Origin of the sequence: Thioalkalivibrio sp. ALE31 (assembly GCF_000377405.1) — a bacterium.
Taxonomy (GTDB): domain Bacteria; phylum Pseudomonadota; class Gammaproteobacteria; order Ectothiorhodospirales; family Ectothiorhodospiraceae; genus Thioalkalivibrio.
Genome location: NZ_KB905026.1, coordinates 22,515 through 39,967, shown reverse-complemented (window position 1 = coordinate 39,967; position 17,453 = coordinate 22,515). Strand labels below are relative to the sequence as shown.

18 protein-coding genes are annotated in these 17,453 nt (G+C 68.1%); 9 read left to right on the top strand and 9 right to left on the bottom strand.

What is annotated here, in order from left to right; all coding sequences use genetic code 11:
• Nucleotides 1-7 precede the first annotated feature (7 nt).
• A complete protein-coding gene (gene purD / locus D103_RS0111445) occupies nucleotides 8-1,297 on the top strand; it encodes a phosphoribosylamine--glycine ligase (RefSeq protein ID WP_018876891.1) in 1,290 nt (429 codons plus the stop codon).
• 44 nt (nucleotides 1,298-1,341) lie between these two features.
• Nucleotides 1,342-3,828: a glycogen/starch/alpha-glucan phosphorylase gene (locus D103_RS0111440; RefSeq protein WP_018866712.1), complete on the top strand. Its 2,487-nt coding sequence runs from the start codon at nucleotides 1,342-1,344 to the stop codon at nucleotides 3,826-3,828.
• Nucleotides 3,829-3,855: 27 nt separating this feature from the next.
• Here D103_RS0111440 and cysQ read toward each other — a convergent pair whose 3' ends face one another.
• The 3 genes from cysQ to D103_RS0111425 form a co-directional block, all read right to left on the bottom strand.
• Nucleotides 3,856-4,689 (bottom strand): 3'(2'),5'-bisphosphate nucleotidase CysQ, encoded by an 834-nt coding sequence (cysQ, locus tag D103_RS0111435; protein ID WP_018876890.1) that lies wholly within the window; start codon nucleotides 4,687-4,689, stop codon nucleotides 3,856-3,858.
• Between the two features lie 85 nt (nucleotides 4,690-4,774).
• Nucleotides 4,775-5,320 carry an ADP compounds hydrolase NudE gene (nudE, locus tag D103_RS0111430; protein WP_018876889.1) on the bottom strand — a complete coding sequence of 182 codons (546 nt, stop codon included), beginning with the start codon at nucleotides 5,318-5,320 and terminating at the stop codon, nucleotides 4,775-4,777.
• A gap of 16 nt (nucleotides 5,321-5,336) precedes the next feature.
• Nucleotides 5,337-6,050 (bottom strand): alpha/beta hydrolase, encoded by a 714-nt coding sequence (locus D103_RS0111425; RefSeq protein WP_081618411.1) that lies wholly within the window; start codon nucleotides 6,048-6,050, stop codon nucleotides 5,337-5,339.
• A gap of 32 nt (nucleotides 6,051-6,082) precedes the next feature.
• On the opposite strand from D103_RS0111425, the gene D103_RS0111420 reads away from it, so the two are divergent.
• Complete coding sequence (locus D103_RS0111420) at nucleotides 6,083-6,823, top strand: HAD family hydrolase (RefSeq protein ID WP_051074675.1); 741 nt, start codon at nucleotides 6,083-6,085, stop codon at nucleotides 6,821-6,823.
• On the opposite strand, the gene D103_RS0111415 is transcribed toward D103_RS0111420, so the two are convergent.
• Nucleotides 6,816-7,055, bottom strand: coding sequence for a hypothetical protein (locus D103_RS0111415; RefSeq protein ID WP_018876886.1), 240 nt, complete (start codon nucleotides 7,053-7,055; stop codon nucleotides 6,816-6,818). The genes D103_RS0111420 and D103_RS0111415 overlap by 8 nt on opposite strands.
• Nucleotides 7,052-7,693, bottom strand: a complete 642-nt coding sequence (locus D103_RS0111410; RefSeq protein ID WP_018866707.1) for a 7-cyano-7-deazaguanine synthase — start codon at nucleotides 7,691-7,693, stop codon at nucleotides 7,052-7,054. The genes D103_RS0111415 and D103_RS0111410 overlap by 4 nt, the downstream gene beginning before the upstream one ends.
• Before the next feature lie 43 nt (nucleotides 7,694-7,736).
• Here D103_RS0111410 and D103_RS0111405 point away from each other — a divergent pair, with 43 nt between their 5' ends.
• On the top strand, nucleotides 7,737-8,198 hold the full coding sequence (locus tag D103_RS0111405) for a TerB family tellurite resistance protein (protein ID WP_018866706.1): 462 nt from the start codon (nucleotides 7,737-7,739) through the stop codon (nucleotides 8,196-8,198).
• Between the two features lie 311 nt (nucleotides 8,199-8,509).
• Nucleotides 8,510-9,172: a sulfite exporter TauE/SafE family protein gene (locus D103_RS0111400; RefSeq protein ID WP_018876885.1), complete on the top strand. Its 663-nt coding sequence runs from the start codon at nucleotides 8,510-8,512 to the stop codon at nucleotides 9,170-9,172.
• 45 nt (nucleotides 9,173-9,217) lie between these two features.
• Here D103_RS0111400 and D103_RS0111395 read toward each other — a convergent pair whose 3' ends face one another.
• From D103_RS0111395 to ppsA, 4 genes are all read right to left on the bottom strand, one after another.
• Nucleotides 9,218-9,670, bottom strand: coding sequence for a DUF4426 domain-containing protein (locus tag D103_RS0111395; protein WP_018866704.1), 453 nt, complete (start codon nucleotides 9,668-9,670; stop codon nucleotides 9,218-9,220).
• Between the two features lie 139 nt (nucleotides 9,671-9,809).
• Complete coding sequence (locus D103_RS0111390) at nucleotides 9,810-10,373, bottom strand: YggT family protein (RefSeq protein WP_018866703.1); 564 nt, start codon at nucleotides 10,371-10,373, stop codon at nucleotides 9,810-9,812.
• Between the two features lie 100 nt (nucleotides 10,374-10,473).
• Entirely contained in the window at nucleotides 10,474-11,304 is an 831-nt protein-coding gene (locus D103_RS0111385; RefSeq protein ID WP_018866702.1) for a pyruvate, water dikinase regulatory protein, read from the bottom strand.
• The gene (gene ppsA / locus D103_RS0111380; protein WP_018876884.1) at nucleotides 11,297-13,669 is read right to left on the bottom strand and encodes a phosphoenolpyruvate synthase; all 2,373 of its coding nucleotides are present in this window, start codon (nucleotides 13,667-13,669) and stop codon (nucleotides 11,297-11,299) included. Before ppsA ends, D103_RS0111385 begins: the two co-directional genes overlap by 8 nt.
• 123 nt (nucleotides 13,670-13,792) lie before the next feature.
• On the opposite strand from ppsA, the gene D103_RS13530 reads away from it, so the two are divergent.
• The 4 genes from D103_RS13530 to D103_RS0111360 are packed head-to-tail and all read left to right on the top strand — an operon-like array spanning nucleotide 13,793 to nucleotide 17,433.
• On the top strand, nucleotides 13,793-14,341 hold the full coding sequence (locus tag D103_RS13530; RefSeq protein WP_018876883.1) for an ATP-dependent zinc protease: 549 nt from the start codon (nucleotides 13,793-13,795) through the stop codon (nucleotides 14,339-14,341).
• Nucleotides 14,338-15,873: an inactive transglutaminase family protein gene (locus D103_RS0111370; RefSeq protein WP_018876882.1), complete on the top strand. Its 1,536-nt coding sequence runs from the start codon at nucleotides 14,338-14,340 to the stop codon at nucleotides 15,871-15,873. The genes D103_RS13530 and D103_RS0111370 overlap by 4 nt, the downstream gene beginning before the upstream one ends.
• On the top strand, nucleotides 15,873-16,901 hold the full coding sequence (locus D103_RS0111365) for an alpha-L-glutamate ligase-like protein (protein WP_018876881.1): 1,029 nt from the start codon (nucleotides 15,873-15,875) through the stop codon (nucleotides 16,899-16,901). Before D103_RS0111370 ends, D103_RS0111365 begins: the two co-directional genes overlap by 1 nt.
• Nucleotides 16,902-16,950: 49 nt before the next feature.
• A complete protein-coding gene (locus D103_RS0111360) occupies nucleotides 16,951-17,433 on the top strand; it encodes a Fur family transcriptional regulator (protein WP_018866697.1) in 483 nt (160 codons plus the stop codon).
• Nucleotides 17,434-17,453 lie beyond the last annotated feature (20 nt).

Sequence of the window (17,453 nt, the reverse complement as noted above, 5' to 3'; positions counted from 1 at the left end):
GGTCCTGATGAACGTACTGGTAATCGGCAACGGCGGGCGCGAGCATGCGCTGGCCTGGAAGCTGGCACAGTCGCCGCGCGTCGAGCGCGTCCTGGTGGCCCCCGGCAACGCGGGCACCGCGCGCGAGGCCAAGTGCGAGAACGTCGACGTCGGCGTCACCGACATCGACGCGCTGCTGGCCCTGGCCGAACGCGAGGCCATCGCGTTTACCGTGGTCGGCCCCGAGGCACCCCTGGTCGCCGGCGTGGTGGATGCCTTCCGCACCGCCGGCCGGCGCTGCTTCGGCCCCACAGCAAAGGCCGCGCAGCTCGAGGGCTCCAAGAGCTTCGCCAAGGACTTCATGCACCGCCACCACATCCCGACAGCCGCCTACGGCAGCTTCGAGGACGAACAGGCCGCGCTGGAGTTCATCGCCACCCACGGCGCGCCCATTGTGGTCAAGGCCGACGGCCTGGCCGCCGGCAAGGGCGTGATCCTCGCGCAGACCGAGGACGAGGCCCGCGCGGCGGTGCACGACATGCTGGCCGGCAACGCCTTCGGGGAGGCCGGCAACCGCGTGGTCATCGAGGAATTCCTGACCGGTGAGGAGGCCAGCTTCATCTGCATGGTGGACGGCGAACACGTGCTGCCGCTGGCCTCCTCGCAGGACCACAAGGCGCGCGACAACGGCGACCAGGGCCCGAACACGGGCGGCATGGGGGCCTATTCACCCGCCCCGGTGGTGACCGATGCGCTGCATGCGCGCATCCTGCACGACGTCATCGAACCGACCGTGCAGGGCATGGCCGCCGACGGCGAACGTTACACCGGCTTTCTGTATGCCGGCGTGATGATCGACGCTGCGGGCAACCCGAAGGTCTTGGAGTTCAACTGCCGCTTCGGCGACCCCGAGACCCAGCCGATCCTCAGCCGCCTGGAATCGGACCTCAGCGAACTGGTCGAGGCGGCGCTGGACGGGCGTCTGGACGCGGTCGAGGCCCGCTGGGATGCGCGCGTAGCGCTGGGCGTGGTCCTGGCCGCCGGGGGCTATCCGGGGGACTACCGCAAGGGCGACGTCATCAGCGGCCTGGAGACCGTGGAGGCCGATCCCGACGCCCACGTGTTTCATGCCGGAACCGCCCGCGATGTCGAGGGTCGCATCGTGACCGCCGGCGGTCGCGTACTCTGCGTGGTCGGCCTCGGAGCCGACGTGAAGAGCGCGCAGAAAAAGGCCTACGCGGCCGTACACCAGATTCATTTCGACGATATATACTGCCGAACAGATATCGGCTATCGCGCCGTCGCCCGGGAAGGATAATTCCGGGCATCGGCGCTTCTACCCCCTTTCTGGAGATCCGCCCGATGGCCGCCCCCGAAGTGACCCACCTGCCCAACCTCCCCAACGATGTGGAGGGTCTGCGGCAGTCGATCCGCGATGCTGTGGTCCGCGTGGTCGGCGAGGACCCGCGCCAGGCCACCGAACGCGACTGGATGGAGGCCCTGGCCTTCGCCATCCGCGAACGCATGGTGGAGCGCCGCCTGCTGACTCGCCGGCAGTTCGCCGACGAGGACGTCAAGCGCGTCTACTACCTGTCGCTGGAATACCTGATCGGGCGCATGCTCGAGGCCAACCTGCGCAACATGGGCATCCTCGAGCCGGCCCGCCAGGCCATGGCCGATCTCGGCGTCGACCTCGACACCATTCTGGACCTCGAAGACGACGCGGCCCTCGGCAATGGCGGGCTGGGGCGCCTGGCCGCCTGCATCCTGGAGTCCCTGGCGACCCAGGGCTACCCCGGCTACGGCTACGGCATCCGCTACGAGTTCGGCATGTTCCGCCAGGAATTCGAGCCCTACCATCAGGTGGAACACCCGGACAACTGGCTGCGCTACGGCAACCCCTGGGAGTTCCCGCGCTCGGACCGCAAGTATCCGATCCACTTCTACGGCTACGTGGTCGAGCACCATCACCCCGATGGCTCCACCCGCTACACCTGGGAGGACGGCGAGGAAGTCCTGGCCATGGCCTACGACTACCCCACCGCGGGCTATGGCCGGCGCAACGTGAACAACCTGCGTCTTTGGGCGGCCAAGGCCACCCGCGACTTCGACCTGCGCTATTTCAATGAAGGCGACTACATCCGCGCGGTCGCGGACAAGGCGGAGTCGGAGACCATCTCGATGGTCCTGTACCCCAACGACGCCACCGCGATCGGCAAGGAACTGCGCCTGAAGCAGGAGTATTTCTTCGTCTCGGCCTCGCTGCAGGACATCATGGAGCGCCATCTGGCTCTGGACTACAGCCTCGACGCCCTGCCCGACAAGGTCGCGATCCAGCTGAACGACACCCACCCGGCGATCGCCGTCGCAGAGCTGATGCGCCTGCTGATGGACGAGCACGAGCTGCCCTGGGAACGCGCCTGGGAGCTGACCCGGCGCACCTTCGCCTACACCAATCACACCCTGATGCCCGAGGCCCTGGAGACCTGGCCGGTGGAGCTGATGGAACGCGTACTGCCACGCCATATGGGGATCATCTACCAGATCAACCATGGCTTCCTGGAGGAGGTACGCCACCGCTACCCGGGCGACAACGACCGCCTGGCGCGGCTGTCCATCATCGACGAGGAACACGGCCGTCGGGTCCGCATGGCCCACCTCGCGGTGGTGGGTTCGCACCGCGTCAACGGCGTGGCGGCGCTGCACACCCAGTTGCTGCAGGAGACCCTGTTCGAGGACTTCTACAACCTGTGGCCGGAGCGCTTCGTGAATGTCACCAACGGGGTGACCCCGCGCCTGTGGATGATCCAGTCCAACCCCGCGCTCACCGAACTGCTGGGCCAGCGCATCGGCGACGACTGGCAGTACGATCTGGATCGCCTGCGCGCGCTGGAACCCTACGCCCACGATGCCGACCTGCAGAAGGCCTTCATGGACGTGAAGCGCGCGAACAAGCAGCGCCTGGCGGACCTGGTGCGCGAGCGCACCGGCGTGGAGCTGAACCCGGACGTCATGTTCGACGTGCAGATCAAGCGCATCCACGAGTACAAGCGCCAGCTGCTGAAACTCCTGCACGTGGTGGACCTGTACCGCCGCATCCGCGCCGGCGAGGACATCCCGCCGCGCGTGGTGCTGTTCGGCGGCAAGGCCGCGCCGGGTTATGCCCGGGCCAAGGGCATCATCCAGGTGATCAACGAGGTCGCCGACATCGTCAACCATGACCCGGCCATCGGCGACCGCCTGAAGTGCGTGTTCTTCCCCAACTACGAGGTCAGTTCGGCGAGCATCATCATCCCGGCGGCGGATGTCTCCGAGCAGATCTCCACCGCCGGCTTCGAGGCTTCCGGGACCGGCAACATGAAGCTGGCGCTCAACGGCGCCCTGACCATCGGCACCCTGGACGGTGCCAACATCGAGATCCGGGACGCGGTGGGCGAGGACTCCATCTTCATCTTCGGCATGACCGCCGACGAGGTCGTCGAGCACCGCCGCCACGGCCCGTCCCCGGAGGCCATACTCGCCGGCCAGCCGGGCCTCGCCGCCGCAGTCGAGATGATCGAGTCCGGGTTCTTCACCTGCAACGACCCGGGCACCCACGCCGACCTCGGTCGCTACCTGCGCCAGGAAGATCCCTTCTTCGTGATCGCCGACTATGCGGCCTACGCCGAGGCCTGCGCGCGGGCGGACACCCTGTACGCCGACCGCGCCGCCTGGGCCGAGGCCGCCATCCTGAATGTCGCGCGCATGGGGTATTTCTCGATCGACCGCACGGTGCGCGACTACGCCCGCGAGATCTGGGACATCACGCCGGAGCCGGTCGCCCCGTCGCGCACCAACGGCGCCGCCTGACGCGGCGGCGCGCGCTCAGAGTTTCCCTCAGGCCTCCGGCAATCCCAGGCGGCGCAGCCAGCCGTCGGGGTTGCCGGCGCACACCAGAAACTCGGGGTTCAGCAGGCTCTCGCGCGTGTTGTAGCGAAGCTCCTGGCCCTGGAGGTCGGTCACCCGGCCGCCGGCCGCCCGCACCACCGCATGGGCCGCCGCGGTATCCCATTCGCTGGTGGGCCCCAGGCGCGGATAGATATCGGCGGCGCCCTCGGCCACCAGGCACAGCTTCATCGAGCTGCCCATGCTGACCAGCTCGTGCGGGCCCAGCCGGTCCAGCGCGAGCTTCAGGCGTTCCGCCCCGTGTGAACGGCTGCCCGCCACCACGGGATGATCCGTGCCGATGCGCTCGCTGGCGACCGCAATCGTGCGCGGGGCCTGGTCTTCGTCCCGCCGGATCGCCACCCCGTCGCGGTGCCCGGCATACAGCCGCTTGAGCACCGGACACCAGACCACGCCGAGGACCGGCTCGTGGTTGTGAATCAACGCCACGTTCACGGTGAACTCGCCATTGCGCTTCACGAACTCGCGGGTCCCGTCGAGGGGATCGATCAACCAGTAGGTCGGCCACTGCCGACGCCGCGCGAAGGGCACGTCCTGCCCCTCCTCGGACAGCACCGGCCAGTCCGGGTCGATATCCGACAGCCCGCCGATCAGGATACGGTGGGCGGCCAGATCGGCCTCGGTCAGCGGCGAATGGTCGGCCTTCTCGGTGACCGCGAAACGGGTCTCGTAGAGCTCGAGAATGGCGTGGCCGGCCGCGTCGGCCAGGCTCGAAACCTCGTGCATCAGGGCAGTCAGGGCCGCATCCTTCGGCGGAGCATGCATGGGGAACTCCCGTTTTCCCGGAACATTCCCCCTAGCTTGGCAGGGTTGCGGCCCCGGGGGAACACCGGCGCGCGCCAGGAGGCCTCTATCCGTCGAGGTAGTCGCGCACCATGTACAGGGCGGCAATGGAACGCGCCTCGGTCAGGTCCTCGCGTGCAACCAGCTCCGTCAGGCGGTCCAGCGACCAGGGCACCACCTCGATCGCCTCCGGCTCGTCGCCCTCTGCGGTCTCGGGATAGAGATCCTCGGCCAGCACCAGATGCGTCTGGTGGGCCATGTAGCCGGGCGCCACGGTCAACGCGCCCAGGTGGGTCAGGCGGTGTCCGGCGTGCCCCACCTCCTCCATGATCTCCCGGTTGGCGGCAGCCAGGATGTCTTCGCCCGCCTCGATCCGTCCCTTGGGCAGGCCCAGCTCGTAGCGGTGGGTGCCCGCGGCGTATTCGCGGATCAGGAGGATTGTCCGGTCGGCCTGCACCGGGGCGATGATCACCGCACCATGGCCGCGGCTGACCAGGCGCTCAAAGCAGGTGCGCGCGCCATTGCTGAACTCGAGGTCCAGCTCTTCCACCTCGAACAGGCGACTGCTGGCGACCGTGCGTCGCCCCTGGACATCCGGCTTGTCTCGGCTCATGCGCCCTCCCGGGCGGTCAGTGGCTGTTGCGCAGACGCACCAGGGTCCGCAGTTCGCCCTCGAACAGGGTGTCGAACATGAACCCGTGATCGGAGGTCACCACCTCGAACCCGTCCTGCTCGGCCGGCTCGGTCTCCGCCAGGCGCAGATCCAGATCGCCCCAGCTCACGGCCATGGTGACGCGCATCGGGAAATAGCCGTCGAGGAAGCGGCGAACGAACGGGCCGTTCTCCAGGCGATAGACGCCGTCCCCCTCGTGCTCGACGATCTTCATGCGCGCGGTCACACAGACCTCGGCGTCCTTCTCCACCCCGCGCAGATCCACACGATCACCCTCGGCGCGCGCGGATTCGATGTTGCGGGTGGACTCGACCTGGAGTTCGTCGATGGTCGCCTCATTGTACACAATGACCATGCGCCGAATGGCCGCCACATCGTTGTGGCACTGGCGCAGATCGGCCCATCCGTCCTTCAGGGAGGAGGCCGTGATGCGGATCTGATTCTGGTGGTGATGCGGCGTCCGGTCCGGCTCCTCCAGCAGGAACGTCAGCTCCGGGCTGGTCGTCTGGGTCTGGTCCGGGGAGACCGTCTCGCCCCACAGGGCATCATCCTCCAGCGGATCATAGTCCGGATCATCCGGGTCCATCGCCAGGGTGGGGCCCGGCTGGGCCAGAAGCGCGGCAAGAAGGGGCGCGGGCAGAAACCGCACCTGGGGTACCATGAGAGCCATAACCAATCCCCTCGATCATGTGGCCGTCTGCTGTGGACCCGCAAAACCCCGAAAAAAATCCGCACGCCCCCGCGCTCGCCGTGGACTGGAGTCGCATCGACACCGTGCTGTTCGACATGGACGGCACGCTGCTCGACCTGCACTTCGACAACCGCTTCTGGCGCGAGCTGATCCCGCGGGAGTACATCCGCTGCCAGCCGGACGACCCGGAATGCGCACGCCGCCGCCTGGAGGACGAGATGCAGCGGGTGCGCGGCAAGCTGGAATGGTACTGCGTGGATCACTGGACGCGCTTCACCGGGCTGGACATCCTGGGCCTGAAACGTGAACTGGCCCATCATATCGCCCTGAAACCGCATGCCGATGCGTTGCTGGCCGCCCTGCAACGTGCCGGCCGACGGCGGGTGCTGGTGACCAATGCCCACCCGCAGGTCTACGCCTTCAAGCACCGGCTCACCCGCATCGGCGACCGCCTGGACACCATCGTCTCCGCCCACGATCTGGATTGCGCGAAGGAAGAGGCCGCGTTCTGGGAGCGCCTGCAGCGGATCGCCCCCCATGACCCGGAGCGCACCCTGCTGGTGGACGACAACCTGCTGGCGCTGGCGAGCGCCGCCGGGGCGGGCATCGCAGAGCTGCGCGGCATTCGATACCCGGACGAGCGCGGCGAGCCCATGCACTCGGAGGACTTCGTGCTGCTGGAGTCGCTCGCGGACCTGATGTCCGGCCTGCCCGCCACGAGAGACCGGGCCGGCGATTCGGCGGCTACTTGACCGGGGTCGGCAGGTTGCGGATCAGGTCCAGGCGGATCTGCACCGGCCGGCCTTCGCACTCGCCATCCAGCCAGTGATAACCATCCGCCTCGCGCACTTCGCGGGGCGTTACCTTGCCCCACCAGGCTTGACTGGAACCGGGCTCGGCCCAGTTCAGTTGCAGGGTTTCGCCGGTGAGGATGGCGATCTCCAGACGCTCGGAGACATGGCGGGGAATGGCGGCATCGGTCATCGGGGTGCTTCGCGGTAGTCGGTCGGGTCGGGGATGCCGGCCGCGGCGAACGCGGCGCGCCGGGCCTGGCACTGCGGGCAGCGCCCGCAGTGGCGCGATTGTGCCAGAAGGCAGCTCCAGGTGCGGCGCCAGTCGATCCCCAGCGGATCCGTCGTGGCGATGATTTCCGCCTTCGACTGCTCGATCAGCGGCGCCTCGACCTGCAGATGCGGGACCAGGGTCCCGGCCAGCGCCGAGACCTGCTGCACGAACCCGGGCTGCGAACCCGGCCCATGCCCCTGATCCTCGCGGTTCAGGGCCAAAAGGATACGCCCGGCACCGTGGTGTTCGGCCAGGTTGACCGCCAGCGCCAGCACCAGCAGATTGCGCTGGGGCAACGGCACATGCCCGACCCAGTCGTTGCGCCGGGTGAAGGCCGCGCGCAGGGACTGCAGGTCCAGCGCGACGGGCGTCGCGCCGTAGACCCCGGCCAGATGCTCCACCGCCGCCCATTCGCGGACCGCATTGCGCTGGCCATAGTCGACCCAGACGGCGCGCAGCACCTGGCCGGCTGCATGGCACTGCGCCAGCAGGGCGCTGCTCTCGATGCCGCCGGAGAGCAGGAGGAGATCGGGGGATTCGGGCCGAACGGATTCCATTCGGGCACCATACCGCACAGCGCGAGTAGACGGAGACCACGCGGTGATTGAACAACTACGCAGCCACTGGCAGCGCCTGCTGGGCGCCGAACGCAGCGATCGCGCCGAGGGCGATCCCGAACAGCGCCTGCAGCGCGCCGCCGCGGCCCTGATCATGGAAGTCTGCCGCGCCGACTTCGAACTGCGCGCGGAGGAGCTCGAATCGGTACGTGGCAGCCTGATCGAGTTGTTCCGCCTGGACAACGATACCGCCGATGCGCTGCTGGAGATCGCGCAGGAGGAGAGCGACGCGCTGATCTCCATCCACCCGATGGTGCGCGAGGTCAATGCGGCCTTCGATGCCGAGCAGAAGGCCGACATACTGCGCGCCCTGTGGCGCGCCGCCTGGGCCAACCGCGACCTGCACAAACGTCAGGAGGCGGTCATCCGGCACCTCGCGGACCTGCTCTACGTGCCGCACGCCACCTTCATCCGGACCAAGCACGAGGTCCTAGGGAAACACTGATTCATGTACACGCTCGCGTTGGCACCCCAGGTTCTTCGAGACAAGGCGCGTCGTGCAGCGGGTAGTGGTTCTACCCGCAAGCGGCGCAACGCCGTATCGGGGAACCTGGGGTGCCAACCCCACAAACCATTCAATGCAGGGGCTCGGCCGCTTTTGCGCGCGCACAGCGTTGCGGTTCCCTTGTGCAGAATGACTGCACGGCAGTCACCGCGCCTTGTTCGCACGCAAAAGCGACTCGAGCGCGAGCGTATACATCAAGCAGTGTTTCCCTGGGCGATGCGGCCGATCCGGACTGACCGGGGCACGCACTGATGGGTGACCCGGGTACCCTGCTGGCCGCGCTGGCGGTGGGCATCCTCGGCGGCGTGCACTGCCTGGGGATGTGCGGCGGCATCGTCGGCGCAATCTCCATGGGCCACGGTCGCCGCGGGCCGGGGCTGGACCTGCTGCTGGCCTACAACCTCGGGCGCATGGCGAGCTATGTCGTTGCCGGGGCCCTGGCCGGGTGGCTGGGGGCCAGTCTGCTGGGCGGCCTGCCGGCCGGTCAGGCGATCCTGCAGAGCTTCGCTGCGGTCTTCCTGATCCTGCTCGGGTTCTATCTCGCCGGCTGGTGGCCGATCCTCGCGCGCCTGGAACAGGCCGGCGGGGTGCTGTGGCGGCGCATCGAACCGCTGGGGCGGCGCTTCCTGCCAGTGCGCCACGCCGGGCAGGCCCTGGTGGTCGGCGGGCTGTGGGGCTGGCTGCCCTGCGGGCTGGTGTACAGCGTGCTGGCCTGGTCACTGGGCGCCGGCGGGGCCCTGGAGGGCGCCGCGCTGATGGGTGCCTTTGCCCTGGGCACGCTGCCCAATCTGCTGCTGATGGGGGTGTTCGCCGCACGCCTGGCGGCCTTCGTGCGCCGCCCCTGGGTCCGCCGGATCGCCGGCGGCGGGGTCGCGCTGTACGGGGTCTGGATGCTGCTGAGTGTGGCGATGTGATCCCCCGCCCGGGCGGGGGATCATTCTGAAGGCCCCGGGCGGGGCTCAGTCCACGAAAAAGTCGCGCGAGAAGCGCACCGGCAGCACGCGTTCGCTGCCCGCCGGGGCGACATCGATCGCGAAGTCGAGGGTCTCGCCGCTGCGAACCGTCACCTCCGACAGGAAGTAGATGGCATCACCATCCTGGATCTCGCGGAAACGCAGGTTGCGCATCTGGTCGTTCATGTTGGTGGCCGACCCGGTGACCTCGGCGGAGACCGCCTGCAGACCGTTATCGCCCCGCTCCATCACGCTGACGTTGACCATCGCCCGGTTGGAACTGCGCCGCACGTCATAGGCCCGCGCGACCTCCGGCGACAGGAAGGTGGTGTTGATCACGTTGTAGTGGACGACGTAATTGTCGAACTCCGCCTCGTTGGCGGATGCGATCGAGCTGCCGAGAGCGACCGCCGCCAAAGCGACGAGAAAGCCGGTAAAGACCCGATGCACTCTTGCCATGGCTGACTCCTTTGCCTGATGGGGAAAGCGGGGCCCTGCGGAGACAGGCTCTCAGGTACCCCTGTCTTCGAGTCTAGCCGCTTTTGCTGCGATTGAAACCGGGGGTGGCGGCGCGCGTGCCGACCCCCGCTCGGCGGATTCAGAAAGAGCGGACGATAATCAGCAGGATATAGAGCCCGACCAGGGCAATCATCGGCGAAAAATCGATCGCACCGGTGTTCGGCAGGGCCCGGCGCAGCGGGCCGAGGATGGGACGGTTCACCGCGCCGGCCAGGCGCATGATGGGGTTGTTGGCGGCCCCGCCGCCCCCGGCCTGGATCCAGCTCATCACCACCTCGACGATCAGCGCGATGATGAAGACCCAGATCACGGTGGTCAGCAGCTCGCGGATCGCCACGGCCAGGATGAGCCCGAGCCCCACGTCCACGCCAACGATGAGCACGCGCAACCAGATCTCGATGAACTTGAGCACGATCATCAGCACGATCGCGGCGAGATCGACCCGCCCTACCGACGGAATCACCGGCCGCAGCACCCGCAGCGGCGGATCGGTCAGCATCACGATGGTCTGCGAGATCGGGTTGTAGTAGTCGGCCCGCACCAGGCCGAAGATCGTCCGCAGGATCAGCAGGATGATGTAGATCCCGAAGACAACGCTGACGAGGAAGATGGCGATCTCTTGTCCGGTTCCGGCGGCGGGCATGCGGGCTCCTTGCGGTGCAGCGAGTTAACCGCGCCCATTCTCCGGCAAGCCCGACGGGATGCCAAGCTGTGACGCGTCCGGTGCGGCTTGCCGGCGCGGCTCAGCCGCCGCGGCGGGCATCCATGCAGTCGCGCACCCGGGTGGCGATCTCCTCGATCGACAGCTCGGTCACGTCCAGGTGCGGGATCCGCCAGGTATCGAAGAACTCCTGGATCGCCACGCATTCCGCCCGGCACTGCGCCAGACTCGCGTAGCGGCTGTCGGGGCGGCGCCCCTCGCGAATCTGCGCCAGGCGCTGTGGCGTGATGGTCAGGCCCACCAGTCGACCGCCGAGCCCCCGCAGCCCTTCGGGCATGTGCGGGATATCGCCCTGGTGCAGGTCCTCCGGGACCAGCGGGTAGTTGGCGGCAAAAAGGGCGTAGTTCATCGCCAGATAGAGACTGGTGGGTGTCTTGCCGGAACGCGAGGCCCCCAGCAGCACGACGTCGGCGACCGACAGATCCTGAGTGGCCAGGCCATCATCATGGGCCAGGGTGTAGTTCAGCGCCTCGATGCGGCGGTCGTAGCGGCTGACGTCGCCCATGCCATGGGCCCGTCCGGACACAGACTGCGACGCGACCCCCAGCAGGCCCTCCAGTCGCTCCACCTGCTCGCCGAAGACATCGATCACCGGCACCGGGCAATGGCGCAGGTCGGCCCGCAGGTCGGCATTCGCCAGGGTAGCGACCACCAGGGCCGGCTGCGGACCGGCCTCGGCCCGGGCGAACACGCCGGCCAGGCGGCCGGGGGTCTGCACGAATGGCAGTCGGTGCCAGGCCGGGTCGACATCCGGAAACTGGGTGAACAGCGAGCGCGCCAGCGTCTCCGCGGTGATCCCGGTCCCGTCCGAAACCAGGTAGACCTGCGGGCACTGGGCGGCGGCATCAGCCATTACCGGGCTCCCGCCCCTGTGCGAGCTGTTCCCAGGTGGACAACAGCGAATCGGGGTTCAGCGACAGCGACTCGATGCCCTCGTTCATCAGCCAGGCCGCCAGCTCCGGATAGTCGGACGGGGCCTGGCCGCAGATACCGACGTACTTGTCGGCGCGCCGGGCGGCCCGGATGGCCATACTCAGAAGCGCCTTCACCGCATCGTCGCGCTCGTCGAACGACTCCGCCACCAGTCCGGAGTCGCGGTCCACTCCCAGGGTCAGCTGGGTCAGATCGTTGGAGCCGATGGAGAAGCCGTCGAAATGCTCGAGAAAACGCGCCGCCAGCAGCGCGTTGGAGGGGATCTCGCACATCATCACGACCTTCAGGCCGTTCTCGCCGCGGCGCAGCCCCTCCTCGTCCAGCACCCGGATCACGTCCTCGGCCTCGGTCAGGGTGCGCACGAACGGGACCATGATCTGCACGTTGTCCAGTCCCATGTCGTCGCGCACCCGCCGCAGGGCCTCGCACTCCATCGCGAAGGCCGGGCGGAAGGTCTCCGAGCGGTAGCGCGAGGCCCCGCGAAAGCCGAGCATGGGGTTTTCTTCCTGCGGCTCGTAGCCGCGCCCCCCGATCAGGTGGGCGTACTCGTTGGACTTGAAGTCCGACAGGCGCACGATCACCGGCTCCGGCGCGAAGGCCGCCGCCAGCGTCGCGATGCCCTCGGACAGCTTGCGCACGAAGAACTCGCGCGGGCCGTCGTCGAATCCATGCAGCCGCTCGGCGATGCGCTCCTGCACCTCGGGGTCCAGGCGGCCCGGGTCCTCGGCGTAGTCCAGCAGCGCCAGCGGATGCACGCCGATGGTGCCGTTGATGATGAACTCCAGCCGCGCCAGGCCGATCCCCGCGTGTGGCAGTTGCGAGAAGGCGTAGGCGCGGCCGGGGTTGGCCACATTGAGCATCAGCTTGACCGGCAGCTCCGGCAGTTCGCCGATGTCGGTCTTCTTGACCTGGTATTCCAGCTTGCCCGGATACACGTGACCATCATCCCCCTCGGCGCAGGAGACGGTCGCCTGCATCCCGTCGGAGAGCACCTCGGTCGCATTGCCGCAGCCCACTACCGCCGGGATGCCCATCTCGCGGGCGATGATCGCCGCGTGGCAGGTACGCCCGCCGCGGTTGGTGACGATCGCGGCGGAGCGCTTCATGATCGGTTCCCAGTCGGGATCGGTCATGTCCGCGACCAGGATGTCGCCCTCCTCCATGGTGTGCATGGCATCCGGGGAATCCAGCACGCGCACCACGCCAGCCCCGATCTTCGCGCCGATCGCCCGGCCGGTGACCAGCGGCTCCGCCTCGTGCGGCGCCAGTTCGTAGCGCTCGCCCGCGCCCAGCTCGAAGCGACTCTCCACGGTCTCCGGGCGCGCCTGCACGATAAACAGCTCGCCGGTCTCTCCGTCCTGCGCCCACTCGATGTCCATCGGCCGGCCGTAGTGCTGCTCGATCGCCACCGCAAAGCGCCCGAGCTGCTCGGCGTCGGCATCCGACAGGCAGAAGCGCTGGCGCAGGTCCTCCGGGGTGTCCTCGGTGCGCGTGCCATCCCCGGTCAGCACCATGCGCACCGCCTTGGTGCCGAGGGTGCGGCCGATGATGGCGCGCTTGCCGGCCGCCAGCGCCGGCTTGTAGACCTGATACTCGTCGGGATTCACCGCGCCCTGCACCACCGTCTCGCCCAGGCCCCAGGCCCCGGTAATGAACACCGCATCACGAAAGCCGCTCTCGGTATCCAGCGTGAAGATCACACCGCTGGCGCCGACGTCGGAGCGCACCATGCGCTGGATACCGGCCGACAGCGCGACCTCGTCATGGGCGAAACCGTTGTGCACGCGATAGGCAATGGCGCGGTCGTTGTACAGGCTGGCAAAGCACTCGCGCAGCCGCTGCAGCAGGGCATCGATGCCGCGCACATTGAGAAAGGTCTCCTGCTGTCCGGCGAACGAGGCCTCGGGTAGGTCCTCGGCGGTCGCCGAGGAGCGCACCGCCACCGGGACCTCGTCCCCCAGTTGCGCGTAGTGTTCGCGCACCGACTGTTCCAGCTCGGCCGGCAGTTCGGCCTGCTCGATCCAGCCGCGCACCTCGCGCCCGGCGGCGCGCAGCGCCTCGATGTCGTCGATATCCAGATCCGCCAGGCGCGCCTTGATCCGTTCATCCAGGCTGTCCTTCGCCAGCAGGGCGCGATAGGCATCCGCGGTGGTGGCGAACCCGCCCGGCACGCGCACCCCGGCCGCGCCCAGCTGTCCGAGCAGCTCCCCCAGGGACGCATTCTTGCCGCCCACCTTCGCGACATCGTTCATGGTCAGGTCGGCGAGATCGACTACCCAGTGCATGGCGACTCCTGGACTGCGGTGACCGGCCGGCACGAAGACGGCCGCGGGTTTGTGAACCCCTTAACAGGGGTGAACCACTATGATCAGCTAGACTTCGATGTTTTGTAACCTTCAGGAGACTGCGTGACTGCCCCAGCCGCCCGTCGTTCCAGCTTAACCCACTCCATCCTGCCGACCATGCTGCTCGGCTTGGCGTTCCTCGCGCAATCCGCCGTGGCCCACGAATCGGGCCCGTCCATGGCCATCCTGGGCGCGGTGGAGGACGTACAGATCGTCGAGGAAGACGTCGTGCTGGAGGCACGCATGGACACGGGTGCGACCTCCTCCTCCCTGAACGCGCTGAACAAGGAACGCTTCGAAAAGGACGGCGAGGACTGGATCCGCTTCGAGATCATCGATCCGGAAGACGAGGACGCCCGCATCACCCTCGAGCGCCCGATCGAACGGATCGTCCGTATCCGGCGCCACAGCGGCGAGTCGCAGGAGCGCCCGGTCGTGCGCATGGAGTTCTGCATTGGCAACCAGCTCCTGACCGCCGACACCAGCCTGATCGACCGCACGGCACTGACCTATCAGGCCCTGATCGGTCGCAGCCACATGGCCGGCCATATCCTGGTCGATTCCGGCGAGAAACACCTGCGCGCGCCCGACTGCGCGGCGGATGACCAGTGAAGCACTTTCACCTGCCGATCCTGATCGTGCTGCTGAGCGCGGTCGGGCTCGGGGTCTTCGCCTACAAGGTCAGCGCGCTGGGCATGCCCCTGCAGCCGGACGCCACCGCCGAGACCTGGCAGGTGGAGGCACGGGTGCGCTATCAGCCCACCGGCGGCGCGGCCACGGTGGAGCTGCGCATCCCGCATCGCCTGCCCAATTTCTCCATTCTGGACGAAGGCTTCGTCTCGCGCGGCTACGGCCTGAACTCCATTACCCAGGCCGAGGATCGCCTGGCCCAGTGGACCACCCGCCAGCCACGCGGTGAACAGGTTCTCTACTACCGCGCCACGCTCTATCGCGACGGCAACGACCGCTCGGAGTCGGAGTACCCCGGGCCGGTGGCCGTACCCGACTGGACCGAGCCCTTCCGTTCCGCCGCCGATGCCCTGATCGACGACGTACGCGGCCGCTCCTCGGATATCCAGAGCTTTGCCTCGGTGCTGGTCAATGACCTCGCCAACGCCGCCCCCGCATCCAACGCGGCGGTGTTCATCGAGAGCGACGACAACCGCACGCGCCGCACCGAGACCCTGATCGAACTGCTGGCCACCGCGCGGATCCCCGCGCGCCAGGTGACGGCCCTCCGGCTGGTCGATGGCCGCCGCGACATCGAGCCGCAGACCTGGCTGGAGGTCCACAACACCCGGCGCTGGGTCCCCATCGACCCGGAGACCGGCGAGATCGAGTATCCCGCGGACGTAGTCGTCTGGTCGCACGGCAGCGCCCCGCTGCTCGAGGTATCCAATGGCGAGGCCGCCGAGGTCCGGTTCGCGGTCTCGCGGGGAGTCCAGGATGCCCTGGCGACCATCCAGCGCTTCGGCGACACCCTGGACACCCGCATCCTCGACTTCTCCACCCTGAACCTGCCGCTGGGCACGCAGAACACCTACCGCGTGCTGCTGATGGTGCCCCTGGGTGCGATGATCATCGTGTTCCTGCGCAACGTGATCGGCATCCAGACCTTCGGCACCTTCATGCCGGTGCTGATCGCGCTGTCCTTCCGCGAAACCCAGCTGCTGGCCGGGATCATCCTGTTCACCCTGATCGTGTCGCTGGGCCTGGCCGTGCGCTTTTACCTGGAGCACCTGCGCTTGTTGCTGGTCCCCCGCCTGGCCGCGGTGGTCAGCGTGGTCATCATGCTGATGCTCGGGATCAGCGTGCTGTCGCATCAACTGGGCTTCGAGCGGGCCCTGGCGCTGTCGTTGTTCCCGATGGTCATCCTCGCCATGACCATCGAGCGCATGTCGGTCGTATGGGAGGAGCACGGGCCGGCCGACGCCATCACCCAGGGCATCGGCAGCCTGGTCGTCGCGGCCGCCGCCTACGGCCTGATGGCCAACCGTCAGCTGGAGCACCTGCTGTTCGTGTTCCCGGAACTGCTGCTGGTGCTGCTGGCTGTGACCCTGCTGCTCGGGCGTTACACCGGCTACCGCCTGACGGAACTGTTCCGCTTCGGCCGTATCCAGGACGCGATGCGGAGGCCCGACTGATGCCGGCCTGGTTCCCGCGCTTCGTGCGACCGAAGCTGCTGAAGGAACAGGGCATCGTGGGCATGAACGCCCGCAATGCCCGCTACATCGCGGCCTGGAACTCCCGGCGCTTCTACCCGCGGGTGGATGACAAGCTGCAGACCAAGAAACTGGCGCTGGATGCCGGCCTGTCGGTGCCCGATCTCTACGGGGTCGTGCGCACCCACCGCCAGATCCGCGACGTGCGCCGCCAGCTGCGGGACTACGAAGACGGCTTCGTGATCAAGCCAGCGCATGGCGCCGCGGGCGACGGCATCCTGGTGATCGAGGGCTGGCGCGGCGACCGGCCGCGGCGGGCGGGCGGGCGCGCCATGGAGCTGAGCGAGCTGGACGACCACATCTCCAACATCCTGTCAGGGATGTACAGCCTGGGCGGGCGCCCGGACGTCGCCATGATCGAACAGCGGGTGCGTTTTTCCTCGGTGTTCGACGCGGTCTCGCACCGGGGCGTGCCGGACATCCGCACGGTCGTCTATCGCGGCTACCCGGTCATGGCGATGATGCGCCTGCCGACCCAGGACTCCGACGGCAAGGCCAACCTGCACCAGGGCGCGGTCGGCACGGGCATCGACCTGGGCTCCGGCCGGACCATCGGCGGGGTGCGCTACAACAAGCCCTGCCGCGAACACCCTGACAGCGAGCAGAGCATCGTCGGTCTGCAGATTCCTGACTGGGGCCAGCTGATGGAGCTCGCCGCGGGCTGCTTCGAGCTGAGCCAGCTCGGCTACCTGGGAGTGGACGTGGTCATCGACGCCGACCGCGGACCGCTGATCCTGGAGCTCAATGCTCGCCCGGGGCTCGCCATCCAGATCGCCAATGGCGAGGGCCTGGACCACCGGATCACCGCCGTGGACGCGCACATGGTGGCGCGCGAGACCGAACCGGCGGCCGACCGCGCCCGCTGGTCCGCTGAGATCTTCGCCCGTCCCGACGCCACGCGCCCCGAACAGCCCGACCCGGAGCCCGCGACCGATGCCGAACCCGCCTGATGGCCGGGGCGGTTACGGACGCGATGAGTGTTTGGGCTATGCTAGGCGCATGACTGCCGCCGCCGAGACCCAGACGCCGGACATCGAACAGGCCCTTGCCGACGCCGAACGCGTCTGTGCCCGCCAGGGTGCGCGCCTGACCGAGCAGCGCCGGCGCATCCTCGAACAGATCCTGCGCACCGAGGGCGTGATCAAGGCCTACGACCTGATCCACGCCCTGTCCTCCGACGATCACAGCATCAAGCCGCCGACGGTCTACCGCACCCTGGCCTTCCTGCTGGAGCAGGGGCTGATCCACCGCATCGAGAGCCTGAACGGATTCGTCGCCTGCTCGCATCCGGGCGAGCGCCACGAGTCCGCGCTGATGATCTGCGACGGCTGCGGCCAGATCACCGAGTTCCACACCCCGGAACCGGCCAGCCGCGCACTGGAAGAGGAGGCCGAGGTACAGGACTTCGCTATCGAGTCGCGCATGGTGGAACTGCACGGCCAGTGCGGCGACTGCCGTCGGAGTCAGCAGGACCGCGCCTGACACCGCCCACCCTCTCAGCC

What these genes read in the sequence shown, in the direction of transcription:
- D103_RS0111440 (WP_018866712.1), top strand. Translation starts at nt 1,342, where the DNA reads ATGGCCGCCCCCGAAGTGACCCACCTGCCCAACCTCCCCAACGATGTG.
- nudE (WP_018876889.1), bottom strand. Translation starts at nt 5,320, where the DNA reads ATGAGCCGAGACAAGCCGGATGTCCAGGGGCGACGCACGGTCGCCAGC.
- D103_RS0111360 (WP_018866697.1), top strand. Translation starts at nt 16,951, where the DNA reads ATGACTGCCGCCGCCGAGACCCAGACGCCGGACATCGAACAGGCCCTT.
- D103_RS0111410 (WP_018866707.1), bottom strand. Translation starts at nt 7,693, where the DNA reads ATGGAATCCGTTCGGCCCGAATCCCCCGATCTCCTCCTGCTCTCCGGC.
- purD (WP_018876891.1), top strand. Translation starts at nt 8, where the DNA reads ATGAACGTACTGGTAATCGGCAACGGCGGGCGCGAGCATGCGCTGGCC.
- cysQ (WP_018876890.1), bottom strand. Translation starts at nt 4,689, where the DNA reads ATGCATGCTCCGCCGAAGGATGCGGCCCTGACTGCCCTGATGCACGAG.
- D103_RS0111365 (WP_018876881.1), top strand. Translation starts at nt 15,873, where the DNA reads ATGCCGGCCTGGTTCCCGCGCTTCGTGCGACCGAAGCTGCTGAAGGAA.
- D103_RS0111385 (WP_018866702.1), bottom strand. Translation starts at nt 11,304, where the DNA reads ATGGCTGATGCCGCCGCCCAGTGCCCGCAGGTCTACCTGGTTTCGGAC.
- D103_RS0111415 (WP_018876886.1), bottom strand. Translation starts at nt 7,055, where the DNA reads ATGACCGATGCCGCCATTCCCCGCCATGTCTCCGAGCGTCTGGAGATC.
- D103_RS0111425 (WP_081618411.1), bottom strand. Translation starts at nt 6,050, where the DNA reads ATGGCTCTCATGGTACCCCAGGTGCGGTTTCTGCCCGCGCCCCTTCTT.
- ppsA (WP_018876884.1), bottom strand. Translation starts at nt 13,669, where the DNA reads ATGCACTGGGTAGTCGATCTCGCCGACCTGACCATGAACGATGTCGCG.
- D103_RS0111400 (WP_018876885.1), top strand. Translation starts at nt 8,510, where the DNA reads ATGGGTGACCCGGGTACCCTGCTGGCCGCGCTGGCGGTGGGCATCCTC.
- D103_RS0111390 (WP_018866703.1), bottom strand. Translation starts at nt 10,373, where the DNA reads ATGCCCGCCGCCGGAACCGGACAAGAGATCGCCATCTTCCTCGTCAGC.
- D103_RS0111395 (WP_018866704.1), bottom strand. Translation starts at nt 9,670, where the DNA reads ATGGCAAGAGTGCATCGGGTCTTTACCGGCTTTCTCGTCGCTTTGGCG.